The sequence below is a fragment of the Veillonella sp. S13053-19 genome, from assembly GCF_002959835.1.
In the GTDB taxonomy this organism is placed as follows: domain Bacteria; phylum Bacillota; class Negativicutes; order Veillonellales; family Veillonellaceae; genus Veillonella; species Veillonella rogosae.
Genome location: NZ_PPDA01000014.1, coordinates 39,850 through 55,246, shown reverse-complemented (window position 1 = coordinate 55,246; position 15,397 = coordinate 39,850). Strand labels below are relative to the sequence as shown.

Sequence of the window (15,397 nt, the reverse complement as noted above, 5' to 3'; positions counted from 1 at the left end):
TAGTATACTTATGCTAATGCGGTTGTGCTTATTTATATTCTAAACGTAGAGAGAGGTTTTTTATGTTGCGCAAAAGTTTACTATTAATGACGGCGATAGCGGCTTTCACCATGAGTGCAAGTGCAGTGCATATTACGGTGCCCGAAGGCCAACCAGCGGTGCCAGGAGCAGATAGCAGCATTGCTGCTAATGCGTATGAAACTTATGTAACAGGTCATCTTAGTAATATCAACCCTAGTGCAGCCATCAAAGAAAAGGCTAGATTAAAAGCCGAGGCTGAAAAGATGGTGTCTGATGGTAAGTCCACTAAAGATAAGATGGATATTGCTTTACAACGGGCTTATGAACGAATTGATTTAAGAATGAATCAATCCGCTGTAGTATTATTACATAATCAAGATAATAATATTCGAGTTACTGTTCCTGCCAATTTTGTTGTGGGTTACTATAAAGAGAACCCTGATAAAAAAGAGTATGTAAGTTCGTTAGGAGATCCATCTGTAATTTTCTTTATAGGTTCTGATAAGAATGATTCCATCAAACCAGAGCAGATAAAGAAAGACAAAAATGGCGCTTTTCAGTATCCTGGATTGGCAAAGGCTCATTGGGTGATTAGCGATACCCTATTTAATCAGAATACACCACTAATGGCGGCTATTGTGAGTCTTGATAATCAGCCGAATAGGCAATATTTACTCGGTCTTAGCTATAAGGACCAACCTATTACTGAGAAACTGGAGCGGGTGATGAGTAACTACGTCATCCCGTCTATTCATTCTTTGGATGAATTAGATAATTATAGTGAAACAATTAGGTGGGATAATTTTACGTATCGTATTCCTAAAGGGATGATGCTGAAAGCTCAAAAAACATTACCCAAAGATTTATCTGAGGTGAGAGAGTATATAGGGCCTTCTATGAAAATGATTGTAATTAGGAAACCTGTAAAAGTAGAGGATATATATAATTATAATTCTTTTAGAAAATCCGTTGAGGTATTCAATGCGGCCCAGCCATTGTCTGATACAGCAGTTATTCAAGCCGCTTCTGTTTGGAATAATGGTATTCCAAGTTATTTAGTAGATAACTATCAAGCGAGTGATAAGTCACGCATTTATCGTTTTTTACGAGATGATAAGTATACCTATAATATCTTATTGTACTATACAGATGGTGCCGCACCATATTCGCATATCCAACTGCGTAATACTTTAGAATTTTCCGACTTTGGTAATGTTGCAACATTGCGTAAGAAGACAATTAAAATAAGTTCTAAGACGAATACAACTAAAGGCGATACAAAAGCGAAACAAGAGAATATTTCCAAAGATGTAAAAGCAGTAAAAAATAGTAAGCAAATAGAGAATGACAAGAAAGCTTAGCACTGCAAATAGCTAAACGATTTTGGAATACAAAAGAGGCAGTCCCCAAGGACTGCCTCTTTTGTTGCTATATTATTTCAAAAGGAGAAAGTGAGATGGTATTTACTACCTGTATTTATAATAACATAGGGTATGGGTATAAAATGCCACATAGTATTGATACGAATTCTTAGTTCTTTATTTTGGTTTTTTATGTTACATTGGATGCTGTATTTTCTAAAAGATTTATCAAAATAAGTCATAATTTTGATGAAAAATAAGCATATATGAACCATTAGTGAGGAATGGCTTATATAGTGGGTTCTTTGGTTGATAACTACTATAAATTGTATATTTTAGTAAAATTTTGTGAATTTTAACCCCACAAAAAATCCAAAATCTGATATAATAATAGTACAGAAATCGATGTATAAAAGGACTAAAAATTGTGTGTGTGAATTGATGTTTTTAGACTCACTTTTGGGCCTAAAAATATCTGTAGTTCTTATAGTTAAATCGATGCGATTGGAACATTGTATATCTGAAACGACTACGCAGATGCGTAGTTTTTATTATTTTGTGTTTGGCGTAGGTAGTCCCATGAGTGTAGTGAAGCCCTTATTATGGCTGTTAGAACCGTATATCGTATACAAAGCCTATTTGTGGGGCGCTCGTTTTGCGGCACATCCTCTCACGTGGGAAGGCGAAGTTGACTGGTTTGCTTTGATGTTAACCGTCTTGCTCATCCTTGATGCGGTGGCTTTGCCGCTAGTGATTTTCTATTGCCCTGGCTTAAACCCTAGAGTGCGCGTGCCAGATTGGATTCATCGTTTGGGTACGCCGATTTACATCGTCCATAATTGGCTCGACGGCAAGGTGGGTGGCGGTACGTCTACCCCGATTGTATGGCTCCGTAAAACCTTGCATTCTTTATTGTTATTCATCTATTATCTCGTGCCATTTTACGTAGGCGGACATCTTGTGATGGGCCTCGTGGTGGCGCTCATGTATGACGTCCTCGTATGGGCCCATGGAGGTGTATAATGAAAAAGATTACTTGTGAATGGCCGACGACACCTTTGTATCAGGCGTATCACGATCATGAGTGGGGTCGACCAATTCATGATGATAGGCTTCAATTTGAACATCTTTGTCTTGAAAGCCTCCAATGTGGCCTTAGCTGGCTTACTATTTTAAATAAACGCGACATCATTCGAGGCTGCTTTGATAACTTTGATATTGAGGCAGTCTCTTCTTATGGTGAAAGCGACATTGACAGGATTATGCAAACCGAGGGGATGCTCAAATCTCGTCCTAAAATCGCAGCGATTATAAACAATGCTTCCGCTTTTAAATGTATTCAATCTGAATTTGGTTCGTTCTGCCATTATATTTGGGCTTTCACAGATAACAAGACCATTATCTATGACAAGCATCCTGAAGGACAGGTGCCCGCTAAGAACGGCCTATCTACGCGCATTAGCAAAGACCTAAAGAAGCGGGGCTTCAAGTTTGTGGGACCTGTTACCATCTATTCGCATCTCCAAGCTAGCGGCCTTATCAACGATCACGGTAAAGACTGTCCTTGCTTTGATGAGATAAATCAAAGTGCAGATATAGTGCGACTACCTGCCGACGAAGAAGGATACTAGTATTATAAGTTAACAATAATTTTCATACATAATAGATGTTACAAAGGTGAATTTGTTATTCTATAGAATCGGGTGTACACTAAAGTCGATGAGGTAATAGCGACTCATCATATGTTAGTCCGCTTTATATACAAACACATTCTCTCTCCAAAGCGGAACTCTCATAATCTTCTCTCTCAAACGCTATAAATCTGCATAAAGCCTCTGTCCTTAAGTGGATAGAGGCTTTTTGTGTTCATTCAGTTGCATGATATGTGAATTGATTTATTTCGATGTAGTTGCTATACTAAACATGATTTAACACAGTTACTTTCACAATTAAAGAAGGGAAATATATGATTGGTTTGGGAACGGCCATTAACATTGGCCTTATTATAGCCGGCGGCCTTTGCGGCCTCGCATTTGGTCGGTTTATGAAAGAAAATTTAAAACAGACGCTCATGGTGGTGAGCGGCATTATCGTGCTACTCCTCGGTATGAGTGGCGCCATGCAGTATATGCTCGTTATCGTGAACGGTACGCTGCAAACGACGGGGCCTTTGCTGATGATTATTAGCATGGTGGTTGGCGCCATTATTGGCGAGGTCATCGACCTGAATCGCTGGATTACTGTATTTGGTGACTGGGTGAAAGCTCGCACAGGTAACGCTGGTGATCCAAAGTTTACCCACGCTTTCATTACAGCATCTCTTACCTTTACTGTAGGTGCTATGGGGGTATTAGGTTCCATTCAAGATGGTCTTACTGGTAATTACCAGACGCTATTACTAAAAGGCATCCTCGACGGTATCATCGTTATGGTTATGGTATCCTCCATGGGCAAAGGGGCGCTGTTCTCCTTTATTCCTGTAGGGATTACCCAATGGATTATCACTGCTATGGCACACATCGCAGCACCGTTGATGACACCGAGTGCTATCGATAACCTGTCCTACGTGGGATCCATCCTAATTTTCTGCGTTGGTATCGACCTCATCTGGCCTGGTAAAGTGCGTATCGCTAACCTTTTGCCAGCTATCTTCGTAGCTATGGGCCTAACATTCTTGCTGTAAATAGGCGACCTATATTCTCTAAACCTTTGATATGTACCTTGTACATGAGATGGTGGAGGATATAGGTCTTTTTATTTTCTGAAATACTTTTGTAATAAAATAACTGATGATATTTCTCAACTCAATCAAGTTAATGATATTCCTCAATTCAATTAAGTTGATAGATTTAGACCCTTACGTTCCGAAATAGGTGACCAATAGAGTCGCTACCACAGTAGGAGTTGACTGGTATTATCTAGAAATCTTTTACTGAAATCGCATGCAGAATCATTTTAATTTTCAATATACCTGTAATTCGGGTATATATTGTTGAATTATACCTGTTTAACGGGTATAATCAAAGGAGAGGTTCTATGATTATCGGATTTAAGGATAAGGAAACAGAACGCATTTTTTATCGTGGATATTCACGACGTTTGCCGACTCATATTCAAAAAATAGCATTATTAAAATTACGCATGTTACATGCTTGTCGGACTATAGATGATTTCATGGTTCCACCTGGTAATCATTTTGAGTTTTTACAAGGTGATCGACTTGGACAATGTAGCATTCGTATTAATAAGCAATATAGAATATGCTTTTGTATAGATGAAGATTTTAATTTATATGATGTGGAAATTGTAGATTATCATTAAGGAGATAAATGTATGAAGGAATTAATTCCTGTACCTAAAATGAGTGAGGTTCTACGTGAAGAATTTATGCAACCATTGGGGATAAGTGCGTACCGTGTTGCGAAGGATATTATGGTTCCTGTATCACGAATACAAGAAATTCTTCAAGATAAACGAAAAATTACGGCAGATACAGATTTGCGATTGTGTAAATATTTTGGCATGTCTAAAGGGTTTTTCTTAAGATTGCAGATGGATTTAGATTTGCTTGAAGCAGAGGATACCGAGGCATTGCAAGCTGATTTAAAAAATATTATATGTATTACAACTCAACCTACTGCTGATTGATAATTTTCGATATATTTGGTACACTTAATATATAAGTTAGTTGTTATAATATTGAATATTAATATAAGGAGAACCTATGTTATTCGTTGAATACCCTAAATGCACAACATGCAAAAAAGCAAAGAAATTCTTAGATGATCATAAAGTTAAGTACACTGCTCGTGATATTAAAGCTGAAAATCCTACTGCAGAGGAAATCGCTGCTTGGTATCCACAATCTGGTAAGGATTTGAAAGCATTCTTTAATACGTCTGGTATGATCTACCGTGAACAACAATTAAAGGATAAATTGCCAAACCTTAGCGAAGAAGAAAAAGTAGCTTTATTAGCATCTAATGGCATGTTAGTAAAACGTCCTATCTTGGTTCTAAAAGACAAAGTTCTGGTTGGTTTTAAAGAAGCAGAATGGATTGAGGCGTTGAAGCTCTAATTTCATAACCTTGGGTCAAAGCCCCTATCTCTAAAAGCCTCCATAGCGAGCTAAGTCATTTTTAGAGATAGGGGCTTTTCTTTTTATATGAAATTAGTATCTTCAACTAAGACCTATTAAAAGGTCTCCAAAGCGAGCTAAGTCGTTTTTAGGGACCTGTTCTTTCTACATCTAATAAAGAAATTTAAATCTTCAATAAAGCGTTCTTACTTATCAATAATTTTGATTTGTATATATTACATTTATTGTGTATAATATTTACATTGTAGATATACCCCTATGGGTATTGTTTTGTTTTTGTATTTTTTTCCGGAGTAAGTTTGGCCGGTTCTAGTATCTAGAGAGGTCTTTATGAAGCTTTTACAATCATTAGCAGCGCAGGTGTCGTTGCGTACGCAAGGTGCCATCTTGGCGCTAGGCATTTTGTTTATACTATTAGATTTAATCACAGAGCCTTTGTATCCAGTTATTGATTTGGCCTGGGTTACTGTTATCGTTTGTGGGTTGCCATTGTTGATTAATAGTGTGCAGAGCATTTGGGATAATTTAGAGATTCACGCTAATTTTCTTATTGTTGTAGCTATGGTAGCGCTCATCGCCATTGGTGATTATCATACAGCGGCTTATGTGGGTATCATGGTGCACGCTGGCTTCTTCTTGGAGCAGCTCATTACAGGTGAGACACATTACACCCTGGATGTTGATATGTTACCGACTATGCCAACACAGCTTGTAGCATTGCGTCAAGGCATAAACAACTATTCATCGGTTATCGTCGTAGTCGTTATGTTGCTGTCCATGGGATCTTTTGCACTAACTGGTGATTTCATGCATACGGCGACCTTGTTATTAGTGCTTTGCCCGTGTTCTTTGGAGCTCATTCTCGTGGCGCTCATGATGGGATCCCTTGTGGATGATAATTCTCCGACGGCAGAGCTTTCAAAAGAGGCAAAACAGTGTCATTTGGGCCTGCTCATCGTGTCCGTTCTATTCCACATAGGCATCATCGGTGCTGGTGTGTTCGGCTCCCTTAATCCTGTAACGGCGGTTGCCTTACATGGTTTGGTGCGACTTGGTCTCGTGTATAATTTGAAAGTATTAGACGGCTCTTTGTGCGTTGCATAACTTATAATGAGTCATATACATTAACATGAGTTGCGTAAATTACAGTAAGTCACATAAATTGAAGTATATTACATAAATTAAAATCCCCTAGTAATTAGTTTACTAGGGGATTTTTATGTTCATACAACAGCTAGTTGTAGATTATTCTTTTGCTTGGGATTTGTCTCCAAGTGTGAGAAGTAGGAATACGATAGCGAGGATACATGCACCAACAAGGGCTACGAAGCCGCCATCCCAACCATAAAGGTCAACCATGAGACCCATGAACGCACCAGCACCAGCGGAACCGATGAGGTAACCAAGTAGACCTGTAAGACCAGTAGCGCCACCTGTTGCTACGCGTGGTACCATGTCTGCCGCTTGAAGGCCAATCATCATAACTGGACCGTAGATGAGGAAGCCGATAGCGATGAGTGCTAAGTTATCGATGAGGATATTGCCTGCTGGGTTGAACCAGTAAACAAGAATTGCCAAGATAACAAATAGCATGAAGCAAATTGTTGCTGGCGCACGACGGCCGCGGAATACGCGGTCGCTCAAGTAACCACTTACGAGCATGCCTGGAATACCAGCCCATTCGTACAAGAAGTATGCCCAACGGGAACCTTCTTTAGTGAAGCCTTTCACAGCTGTTAAATAAGTCGGAGCCCAGTTAACAACGCCGTAACGGATGAAGTATACGAAGATATTTGCAATTGCAAGGTACCATAAGTATTTATTACGCAAAATGTACTTAAAGAAGATTTCTTTGAAAGTACTTTTGTCGTGATTGTCTTTATGGCTATGTGTTACTACTTCATGTTTATATTCCTCGATAGGCGGTAAGCCGCAAGATTGAGGTGTGTCTTTCAACAAGAAGAAAGTAACAATAGCTAAGATGATGGAAATAATAGCAGGGAAGAAGAAGATACTATGCCACGTACCAAATAGGTAAATACCTAACGTTGCAAGTGGCGCGATGATACCGCCACCAAGGTTATGGGATACGTTCCACCAAGACCACCATACACCGCGTTCGGAGCGGGAGAACCAAGTTACCATGTTTTTCGCATATGGAGGGTAACCCATACCTTGGAACCAGCCGTTCAATAAGGCTAGAACACACATGATAGGAATACTGCTCATAACACCTGGTAAAGTACCGAATAATAACATAACTAAAGCACTGAGCAATAAACCTACTGTGGAGAAGTATTTAGGGTTAGAGCGGTCAGACGCATTACCCATAACGAATTTACTCACACCGTAAGCTACGGATAAAATGGTCATAACTACACCAAGATCCGCTTTAGAGTAACCGTATTCAGCAATCATGTACGGAATAGCCAAACTAAAGTTTTGACGGATCAGGTAGAATGTAGCATACCCAATAAATGTACCTGCAAAGACTTCACGACGAAGACGTTTGTAGGTAGAATCGATTTGCGCCTCTGGTAAACGTTCAATATGAGGAGCAGGAGAAAAAATCGACATTGTCACACATCCTTTCTACAACATGTCGTTTGTAATCATACCATGTATGACTTTAAGTCGACTATATCTTATTTTTAATTATGATAAATAGTTATGATAAAAGCTAGAAATAGATAGTAATGTATTTACGTTGCCTTATCAAAATATATTATATGTATAAATATAAAATACCTCGCTTATATGAATGGTTATTCGTGCGTTTGTGTAATATGTTCATGCATGAATCCTATATACTAAATAAAATAGCGCTATCAATTCTGATAACAACTCTGCATGAGTAGTGGAATTGATAGCGCTTTTATTTTGCTTTATTGTGAATATGCGAAGCTATTGATGTTACATTAATCTACATATGTCACTTTGTAGCCTTTTGGCTCGATTTCACGGCGGTTAAGGCCGTTTGGCAAATCTGGATAGCCGATAGCCAAGCTAGCGTAGACTTTTTCGTCTTCTCCAAGGCCTAGTTCACGCATTTTAGCTTGAATGCGTTCGTTATCTTGAAGATGGCGGATTTGGTTAACCCAGCAGCTGCCAAGTTCTAGTTCGTTGCAAGCGAGCATCATGTTTTGCATCGCACATGACACGTCAGCAAAGTTGTTGGCATAACTTGGTTTGCTAGCCAATACGATGAGTACAGGCGCTCCATAGTTAAATACAAACTTGCCTTCAGCGGACATTTTAATGATATTCACCATATATGGCAATGTGTTTTCTGTAATCGGCATTTTGCCGTATTCTTCCTGAACGAGTGTTACTAGTTCGCTTAGCACATCTTGGTTCGTGATAACCATGAAATGTGTTAATTGTGTATTGCCACCAGACGGCGCGTGGCGACCAGCATCGAGCACTTGATCGATGAGCTCTCGAGATAATTGATCAGCTTTAAACTTACGCGTACTATGACGAGTTTTGATACATTCTAAGGTATTCATGAGGGCCTCCTATGACAAATGAGATTTGATATAGAGTTTCTTTTATTATACTACAAGGACGAACCTAGAAGAGGCTACATTTTACTAACTATCTAATTAAAACAAGCATATTGACAAAAATAGATATAGGGTTTACAATAATAATTGTATAAAATTATATTTGTAACTTTTGATTTTGTTGAGTACTCATACGTGAGTAGTTACTTAAAGTTTTAAATCTATATAGCTTATTATAGAATTAGACCATGCAAAGCGATTTGAAGAAGCGATGAAAGCGTGTAACATAGAAGTCTAATATCAAAAAAATTTATAACTAGGTTTACAGTTTTATGGTAAGATTTTTGGGCATGAATTCTATAGAAATTGGCAATTATTAACGAATAAGAAAAAAAATATTAATTAATTGACAAATTTAAAAATATCTGAACAAAGTAGGGGTTTATCGTTGACTGCTTACTGTAAAATTGTGTACAATTAATTAGGTAGATAATTGTGTGCATGTGGAGGTAGAATATGGCAGAAATCGGCGTGCTCGAAGGATATAAGCACAAACAAGATGTTCCTGATGTGGAATACTTAAAATTAGAAAATCAATTGAGCTTCCCACTTTATGTAGTGGCGAAGGAGATTGTTAATGCATATCGTAGTCACTTAGATCCTTTGAATTTGACATATACTCAATACATCGTAATGATGGCATTGTGGCAATATGGTGACTTATCCGTTAAAGAATTAGGTCAAGTATTGCGCCTTGATTCTGGTACGTTAACACCGCTTTTAAAGAAATTAGAAGCAAAAGCATTCTTGAAGCGTAAACGTAGTCGTCAAGATGAACGAGTAGTTATGGTAACCCTTACTGATACTGGTAAAGCATTACGTGACGAAGCTGTTCATATACCGCGCCGCTTGTCTGAAGCTGCAGGTCCAATTTTCGACGTAGAAGAAACGCGTCAACTGCGTCAGTTGCTTAATAAATTATTACAAGCAATCGATAACGCCAATAATAAAACGGCACAAACTTTTAAAGGCTAATTTTATAGAACCTCATATGCATTCATTCTGTAACCGAAGATATCCTATATTTTATTAAATATGTGATATACTATACATATAGCGTATTGTACAGAGGTCATGTGAGAGTATGACCTGATTGTGAGTGGCCTTCGTGGCATAAAGGAGCGCATTATGAATAAAAATTTATTAGGTGCATTTGTATTAGCAGGTACATTATTAGTGGGTGGCGTTGCAAACGCAGCAAACTGGAATGGTTTAGCTAACTACCCAGAGGTTCCAAACAGTGCAAATGGTACAGAAACGTATTTCTTCGATAAAGCATCTGAGTTCAAAGGTATCGACAGCAGCCGCAACTATGTATTTGGTATTAATGTAATTAACATGCATAATAACCAATACGGTGAAGCTACATTGTTCAAATATCTTGTACACCCAAGCTTGCATACTGTATATCGTTTCTCCCCAGATGGTCAAGTATATCAACTCCAACCTGGTAGCAACGAATTCAATATGTTCATGGCTGCTTGGAAAGAAGTATACGGCACTGACTTCTCTTTCCCAGCGTTATAATTTAGTGGCGCTTGCCGTAATAATTACATAACTATTGCTGGTGAAAGCTCCTTTTGGGCTTTCACCAGTGTTGTTTATGGAGGTTTTTCTATGTCTAAATCTGAATTTGCTCAAGCCTATACGGAGCGCATGTTCCCTGATATTGCAGCCCCAGCAGGTTATATTGATCCTGAGTTTGAAGTTTTGTTTGATAATTTTGCATTCGATGAAGTCATCACTGAAGAAGGCCGCAATGTGCCTGCAAAGGATCGCTTCTTGGCTATTCTTGCTACCTTAGTTGGTGCCTCTGCTGTTGATGAATACGCATTGATGCTACCAGCAGCGCTCAACTTTGGGTTGATTCCTGACGAAGTGGTGGAGCTCATTTATCAGGCGGTACCATATCTTGGTATTGGTCGTGTGCGCCCATTCTTTAAGGTGACGAACAAGATTTTTGACTATCGTGGAGAAACCATTACTGATCCATCTCGAAGCACGATCACTGGTGAGTCTCGTCTTGAAAAAGGCGTGGAAAAACAAGTGGAAATCTTTGGTGAAGCTGTGCGTAATTCCTATCAAGAAGGTCCTGAGGATACACGTCACATCAAGAAGTGGCTGGCCAATATGTTTGGTGATTACTATACTCGCAAAGGCCTTAGCGTAGCTCATCGCGAAATGATTACCTTCTGCTTCTTGGCCGCTCAAGGTGGCTGTGAACCTCAGCTGAAGGCTCACGTAGAAGGCAACTTGAACGTAGGGAACAGCAAACAATATTTGATTAATATCGCATCCCAATGCGTACCGTACATCGGATATCCGCGTACCTTGAATGCCCTTCGTTGCATTCAAGACGGCTACACCGCATGGGAAGCCAAAAAATAAAGGAGTTTTATGTTATTTTCTGGTATTAGTTTAACGATGATTTTAGCGTCTATTCCAGCGCTTATCATTGCAGCTGCAGGGCATGAATTTGCTCATGCCAAGGTAGCAGATATGCTCGGCGACTCTACGCCGCGCTCCATGGGCCGCTTGACCTTGAATCCCGTGGCACACCTTGATTTAATCGGCTCTATAGCCTTCCTTATCGGTGGGTTTGGATGGGCTAAGCCTGTAATGGTTGATACGTCTAACTTCCGCGATCCTCGCACAGACTATACCTTAGTATCTATTGCGGGACCGGCGTCTAATGTGTTGATGGCCTTTTTAGGCTACTTAGCACTACGTTTTCTTGGAAGCTACGGCTTGTTGACAAATGACTCATTAGAGTTAGTACTGACACTGATTGTTGTATATAATATTAACTTTGCCATTCTCAACATGATGCCCATACCACCACTTGATGGTAGTCGCATTATTACAAGCTTGTTGCCTAGGGACTTGCAATTTACATTGGAACGGTTAAGCTTTGTCAGCTTGATTGTACTTATCTTATTGCTTAATACACCAATTGCAAGTAAGATCTTTATTCCATTACAACAAACTATTTTGCAATTCTTTGAACGCATTGTGAGCATTATTTTATAGGGATTTAGTGTAAGGCTAATATGGTAAAAGCTACATGGTAATACTATGTAGCTTTTACCATATAATAAACGTTTTATGGCAAGTGCTATCTTTTAAATTTTATGTTAGATTCTTCACTATATTAAAAAGTATCGATATAATTCGTAAAATATGATATACTAAGTACAGAAATCGTAAATTTTCGATATATTAAATCGATACAGTATATAGATATTCAAGTGAATACATGAGGGATTACATATGAATTTTGAAGATAATCAAGTACCAGAGGCAATTCTGGACAAGCTTACAAAGGTGTGTACATGCCGTAGCATTACGCGCAAAACGATTAAAGAAGCCATTTTAGATGGTGCTCATACATTTCCAGAGGTAAAAGAAGCAACTCGTGCTGGCACGGGCGCTTGCGGTGGGAAAGGCTGTGGCCCTCGTATCGTAAAGCTCTTAGCTGAAATGAAAGAGCAAGGTAAAATTTAAGTTAACTATTTAATTGAAACATTTAACTTAAACAGTTAACCTAAACAGTTAACTTAAACATTAACTTATATAAAGACTATTACTTCGAACCAATACGGTATACGTAGGTTTTGGGTAATAGTCTTTTTTCGTTATAACTTATTATTTTGCAGTATTAACTAGAATTTGTGCTGATGGATGTGATAGCATATCGTACTATTCATAGTATTTAGTATTATGGAGATACTAAATATCTTGGTTTGTTGGGGCTGATTTTTTGATATACTATACATAATACTTTTTAGAGATTTTGGAGGTATATATGTTTCGACGTTTTGTAGCAGCTACGATGATTGGCGCCTTAGCGCTCACCACGGGTTGCGGTTTACATAATCCATTTACTTCAAAGGCTGAGCCTGTGACCTATGAATCCGTAGCACAGAGCGAGCTTTCACCAGAGCAAAAGGTAGATAAATTAGTGGCTAATATGTCCGATGCGGACAAGGTTGGTCAATTGATGATGATTGGTATTCACGGCAAGTCCTTGAACGATGATGCTAAATTCATGCTCAACGAGTACCGTGTGGGCGGCATTATCTTGTTTGATCGTAACATGGAATCTAAGGATCAAGTTAAGACGCTCATTACAGATATTAACAAGGCCGGTAAAAGCGCGGGCTTAACGCCATTGTTCCTCGGCATCGACCAAGAGGGTGGTGCTGTAGCGCGCATGGATGATAAGCTTATCAAGGTTCCTCCTGCGGAAGAGGTAGGTAAGGAGCCTGTAGAGCAAGCTGCAGCCTTGGCGAAAGAGGTAGGCACTGAGTTAAAAGACTTAGGTTTTAACATTAACTTTGCTCCTGTAGCGGACTTAGGATTAACCTATGGCCGCTCCTATAGTACGAACCCTGATGAAGTGGTTCGCTATGCTAGCGCTGTTGGTAAATCTTACGACGAAGCGGGCCTGTGGTATTCCTATAAACACTTCCCAGGCATTGGTAAGACTGACGTAGACTTGCACGCAGACACAAGTATCGTTCCTGTATCTAAAGAAACGCTGCTTTCAGAGGACACAAAGGTGTTCGTAGACCTCATTAAGCAGTCTAAACCGAATACATATACAATCATGGTGTCTCACGCGATGTACCCACAAATCGATCCAGACCATCCATCTAGCTTGTCTAAAGCCATCATTACGGACTGGTTGCGCAAGGATATGGGCTATAACGGCGTGGTCGTAACGGACGATATGGATATGGGTGCCCTCGCGAAGCATTACACCTTCGGCGATATGGCGGTGCAATCCATTCTCGCCGGCAGCGATATCTTGCTCGTATGCCACGAATACGAACACATGCAAGAGGCTTACAATGGCCTGATGAAAGCCGTGAAAGACGGTCGTATCTCTAAAGAGAGACTCGACGAATCGGTGAAACGAATCTTGCTTATGAAAATAAGTAGAGGTATGTAAGGGAGATATATTTATAGCCTACATTGAAGTAAGTTTACACGCTAAGGTGTGCTAAATTTATACTCTACATTCTGTATAAAAATATATAGTGTATACATAACGAGCTATCAAGGATTTTAATAAACCGACAGAGAATTAATAAGTAAAGTAATTCTCTGTCGGTTTATTTTTTATTGTATAGTTTGTTTTGTTAGGAGTGAAGTATATGGCTCGCAGAATTATGTTGAACGGCACGTCCTATTTTGGACAAGGAGCGATTCAGGAGATTGTGAACGAAATTAAGAATCGCCATTTCAAAAAAGCCCTCGTTACATCTACGCCAGATTTATTTGAATTTAAAGTGGCTACTAAGGTAACAGATTTACTTGATGCGGCAGGCATCGATTATGAAATCTATGACGGCATTAAACCAAATCCTACGATCGAAAACGTAACGGCTGGTGTTGATGCTTGTAAAGCAGCTGGCGCCGATGTTATCGTTGCTGTTGGTGGCGGTAGCCCAATCGATACAAGTAAGGCGATTGCTACTATTATTACGAACCCTGAGTTCGCCGATGTGCGCAGCCTTGAAGGTTTAGCACCTACTAAGAACCCTTGCTTGCCAATCATCGCTGTTACTACTACATCTGGTACGGCTGCAGAGGTTACCATCAACTACGTTATTACAGACGTTGAAAAGAATCGTAAATTCGTTTGCGTTGACCCTCATGATATTCCAATCGTAGCTATCGTAGATCCTGATATGTCCGCGTCTATGCCGACAGGCCTTTGTGCGGCAACAGGCATGGATGCTCTCGTGCATGCTGTAGAAGGGTATATCACAAAAGGTGCGTGGGAACTTACTGATATGCTTCATTTGAAAGCTATTGAAATCATCGGTCGCTCCTTGCGCAGTGCTGTGGCTGGTGATTACGCTGGTCGCGAAGCTATGTCCTTAGGTCAATACATTGCGGGCATGGGCTTCTCTAACGTTGGCCTCGGCATCGTTCACTCCATGGCGCATCCATTGAGTGCTGTATACGATATCCCTCATGGCAAGGCTTGTGCCATGCTTTTAACAGCCGTATTGAAATTCAATGCTCCTGCAACAGGCGAAAAATATCGTGAAATCGCTCGCGTTATGGGCGTTCCTAATGTAGACGCTATGGATGAAGCAACCTATCGTCAAGCGGCTATCGACGTAATTCAAAAATTAGCTGATGACGTAGGTATTCCTAAATCTCTTAGCGAAGCAGGCGTAAAACGGGAAGACATTCCATTCCTCGCTGAATCTGCTTTCAACGATGCATGTACACCTGGTAACCCACGTGATGTATCCTTAGAAGAAATTATTGGCATCTATGAATCCATATACTAACAACCAAATTAGATTCTACACCGCTTGCATGCCTCCGAT

At 39.7% G+C, this 15,397-nt stretch carries 17 protein-coding genes; 15 read left to right on the top strand and 2 right to left on the bottom strand.

Annotation, left to right across the window (positions count from 1 at the left end; all coding sequences use genetic code 11):
- Window positions 1-62 precede the first annotated feature (62 nt).
- The 8 genes from VEHSUH06_RS08745 (at window position 63) to VEHSUH06_RS08710 (ending at window position 6,585) form a co-directional block, all read left to right on the top strand.
- Window positions 63-1,382 carry a hypothetical protein gene (locus VEHSUH06_RS08745; RefSeq protein ID WP_233187923.1) on the top strand — a complete coding sequence of 440 codons (1,320 nt, stop codon included), beginning with the start codon at window positions 63-65 and terminating at the stop codon, window positions 1,380-1,382.
- Window positions 1,383-1,961: 579 nt separating this feature from the next.
- Window positions 1,962-2,405, top strand: coding sequence for a hypothetical protein (locus VEHSUH06_RS08740; RefSeq protein ID WP_105098574.1), 444 nt, complete (start codon window positions 1,962-1,964; stop codon window positions 2,403-2,405).
- Window positions 2,405-3,013 (top strand): DNA-3-methyladenine glycosylase I, encoded by a 609-nt coding sequence (locus VEHSUH06_RS08735; protein ID WP_105098573.1) that lies wholly within the window; start codon window positions 2,405-2,407, stop codon window positions 3,011-3,013. The genes VEHSUH06_RS08740 and VEHSUH06_RS08735 overlap by 1 nt, the downstream gene beginning before the upstream one ends.
- Before the next feature lie 335 nt (window positions 3,014-3,348).
- On the top strand, window positions 3,349-4,065 hold the full coding sequence (locus VEHSUH06_RS08730; RefSeq protein WP_105098572.1) for a DUF554 domain-containing protein: 717 nt from the start codon (window positions 3,349-3,351) through the stop codon (window positions 4,063-4,065).
- Between the two features lie 353 nt (window positions 4,066-4,418).
- Window positions 4,419-4,703 carry a type II toxin-antitoxin system RelE/ParE family toxin gene (locus VEHSUH06_RS08725; RefSeq protein WP_105098571.1) on the top strand — a complete coding sequence of 95 codons (285 nt, stop codon included), beginning with the start codon at window positions 4,419-4,421 and terminating at the stop codon, window positions 4,701-4,703.
- Window positions 4,704-4,715: 12 nt separating this feature from the next.
- Complete coding sequence (locus VEHSUH06_RS08720) at window positions 4,716-5,030, top strand: HigA family addiction module antitoxin (protein ID WP_105098570.1); 315 nt, start codon at window positions 4,716-4,718, stop codon at window positions 5,028-5,030.
- A gap of 76 nt (window positions 5,031-5,106) precedes the next feature.
- Complete coding sequence (locus VEHSUH06_RS08715) at window positions 5,107-5,460, top strand: Spx/MgsR family RNA polymerase-binding regulatory protein (protein ID WP_009352301.1); 354 nt, start codon at window positions 5,107-5,109, stop codon at window positions 5,458-5,460.
- Window positions 5,461-5,811: 351 nt separating this feature from the next.
- Window positions 5,812-6,585 carry a hypothetical protein gene (locus VEHSUH06_RS08710; RefSeq protein WP_105098569.1) on the top strand — a complete coding sequence of 258 codons (774 nt, stop codon included), beginning with the start codon at window positions 5,812-5,814 and terminating at the stop codon, window positions 6,583-6,585.
- A 141-nt stretch (window positions 6,586-6,726) separates the two neighbouring features.
- On the opposite strand, the gene glpT is transcribed toward VEHSUH06_RS08710, so the two are convergent.
- Together glpT and VEHSUH06_RS08700 are read right to left on the bottom strand one after the other, a co-directional pair.
- Window positions 6,727-8,058, bottom strand: a complete 1,332-nt coding sequence (glpT, locus tag VEHSUH06_RS08705; RefSeq protein ID WP_105098568.1) for a glycerol-3-phosphate transporter — start codon at window positions 8,056-8,058, stop codon at window positions 6,727-6,729.
- 341 nt (window positions 8,059-8,399) lie between these two features.
- Window positions 8,400-8,990 (bottom strand): nitroreductase, encoded by a 591-nt coding sequence (locus VEHSUH06_RS08700; RefSeq protein ID WP_105098567.1) that lies wholly within the window; start codon window positions 8,988-8,990, stop codon window positions 8,400-8,402.
- Between the two features lie 513 nt (window positions 8,991-9,503).
- Between VEHSUH06_RS08700 and VEHSUH06_RS08695 the strand changes: the two genes are divergently transcribed.
- The 7 genes from VEHSUH06_RS08695 (at window position 9,504) to fucO (ending at window position 15,358) form a co-directional block, all read left to right on the top strand.
- Entirely contained in the window at window positions 9,504-10,022 is a 519-nt protein-coding gene (locus VEHSUH06_RS08695) for a MarR family winged helix-turn-helix transcriptional regulator (protein ID WP_105098566.1), read from the top strand.
- A gap of 153 nt (window positions 10,023-10,175) precedes the next feature.
- On the top strand, window positions 10,176-10,574 hold the full coding sequence (locus tag VEHSUH06_RS08690; RefSeq protein ID WP_009352527.1) for a hypothetical protein: 399 nt from the start codon (window positions 10,176-10,178) through the stop codon (window positions 10,572-10,574).
- A 90-nt stretch (window positions 10,575-10,664) separates the two neighbouring features.
- Window positions 10,665-11,435 (top strand): carboxymuconolactone decarboxylase family protein, encoded by a 771-nt coding sequence (locus tag VEHSUH06_RS08685; RefSeq protein ID WP_105098565.1) that lies wholly within the window; start codon window positions 10,665-10,667, stop codon window positions 11,433-11,435.
- A gap of 9 nt (window positions 11,436-11,444) precedes the next feature.
- Entirely contained in the window at window positions 11,445-12,077 is a 633-nt protein-coding gene (locus VEHSUH06_RS08680) for a site-2 protease family protein (protein WP_105098564.1), read from the top strand.
- A gap of 240 nt (window positions 12,078-12,317) precedes the next feature.
- Window positions 12,318-12,551: a (2Fe-2S)-binding protein gene (locus tag VEHSUH06_RS08675; RefSeq protein ID WP_009352375.1), complete on the top strand. Its 234-nt coding sequence runs from the start codon at window positions 12,318-12,320 to the stop codon at window positions 12,549-12,551.
- A 301-nt stretch (window positions 12,552-12,852) separates the two neighbouring features.
- The gene (locus tag VEHSUH06_RS08670; protein WP_105098563.1) at window positions 12,853-14,001 is read left to right on the top strand and encodes a glycoside hydrolase family 3 protein; all 1,149 of its coding nucleotides are present in this window, start codon (window positions 12,853-12,855) and stop codon (window positions 13,999-14,001) included.
- 205 nt (window positions 14,002-14,206) lie between these two features.
- On the top strand, window positions 14,207-15,358 hold the full coding sequence (gene fucO, locus VEHSUH06_RS08665; RefSeq protein WP_105098562.1) for a lactaldehyde reductase: 1,152 nt from the start codon (window positions 14,207-14,209) through the stop codon (window positions 15,356-15,358).
- The last annotated feature ends 39 nt before the right edge of the window (window positions 15,359-15,397 follow it).

Coding starts and splice junctions, on each gene's coding strand:
- VEHSUH06_RS08745 (WP_233187923.1), top strand. CDS start 63: ATGTTGCGCAAAAGTTTACTATTAATGACGGCGATAGCGGCTTTCACC.
- VEHSUH06_RS08740 (WP_105098574.1), top strand. CDS start 1,962: ATGAGTGTAGTGAAGCCCTTATTATGGCTGTTAGAACCGTATATCGTA.
- VEHSUH06_RS08735 (WP_105098573.1), top strand. CDS start 2,405: ATGAAAAAGATTACTTGTGAATGGCCGACGACACCTTTGTATCAGGCG.
- VEHSUH06_RS08730 (WP_105098572.1), top strand. CDS start 3,349: ATGATTGGTTTGGGAACGGCCATTAACATTGGCCTTATTATAGCCGGC.
- VEHSUH06_RS08725 (WP_105098571.1), top strand. CDS start 4,419: ATGATTATCGGATTTAAGGATAAGGAAACAGAACGCATTTTTTATCGT.
- VEHSUH06_RS08720 (WP_105098570.1), top strand. CDS start 4,716: ATGAAGGAATTAATTCCTGTACCTAAAATGAGTGAGGTTCTACGTGAA.
- VEHSUH06_RS08715 (WP_009352301.1), top strand. CDS start 5,107: ATGTTATTCGTTGAATACCCTAAATGCACAACATGCAAAAAAGCAAAG.
- VEHSUH06_RS08710 (WP_105098569.1), top strand. CDS start 5,812: ATGAAGCTTTTACAATCATTAGCAGCGCAGGTGTCGTTGCGTACGCAA.
- glpT (WP_105098568.1), bottom strand. CDS start 8,058: ATGTCGATTTTTTCTCCTGCTCCTCATATTGAACGTTTACCAGAGGCG.
- VEHSUH06_RS08700 (WP_105098567.1), bottom strand. CDS start 8,990: ATGAATACCTTAGAATGTATCAAAACTCGTCATAGTACGCGTAAGTTT.
- VEHSUH06_RS08695 (WP_105098566.1), top strand. CDS start 9,504: ATGGCAGAAATCGGCGTGCTCGAAGGATATAAGCACAAACAAGATGTT.
- VEHSUH06_RS08690 (WP_009352527.1), top strand. CDS start 10,176: ATGAATAAAAATTTATTAGGTGCATTTGTATTAGCAGGTACATTATTA.
- VEHSUH06_RS08685 (WP_105098565.1), top strand. CDS start 10,665: ATGTCTAAATCTGAATTTGCTCAAGCCTATACGGAGCGCATGTTCCCT.
- VEHSUH06_RS08680 (WP_105098564.1), top strand. CDS start 11,445: ATGTTATTTTCTGGTATTAGTTTAACGATGATTTTAGCGTCTATTCCA.
- VEHSUH06_RS08675 (WP_009352375.1), top strand. CDS start 12,318: ATGAATTTTGAAGATAATCAAGTACCAGAGGCAATTCTGGACAAGCTT.
- VEHSUH06_RS08670 (WP_105098563.1), top strand. CDS start 12,853: ATGTTTCGACGTTTTGTAGCAGCTACGATGATTGGCGCCTTAGCGCTC.
- fucO (WP_105098562.1), top strand. CDS start 14,207: ATGGCTCGCAGAATTATGTTGAACGGCACGTCCTATTTTGGACAAGGA.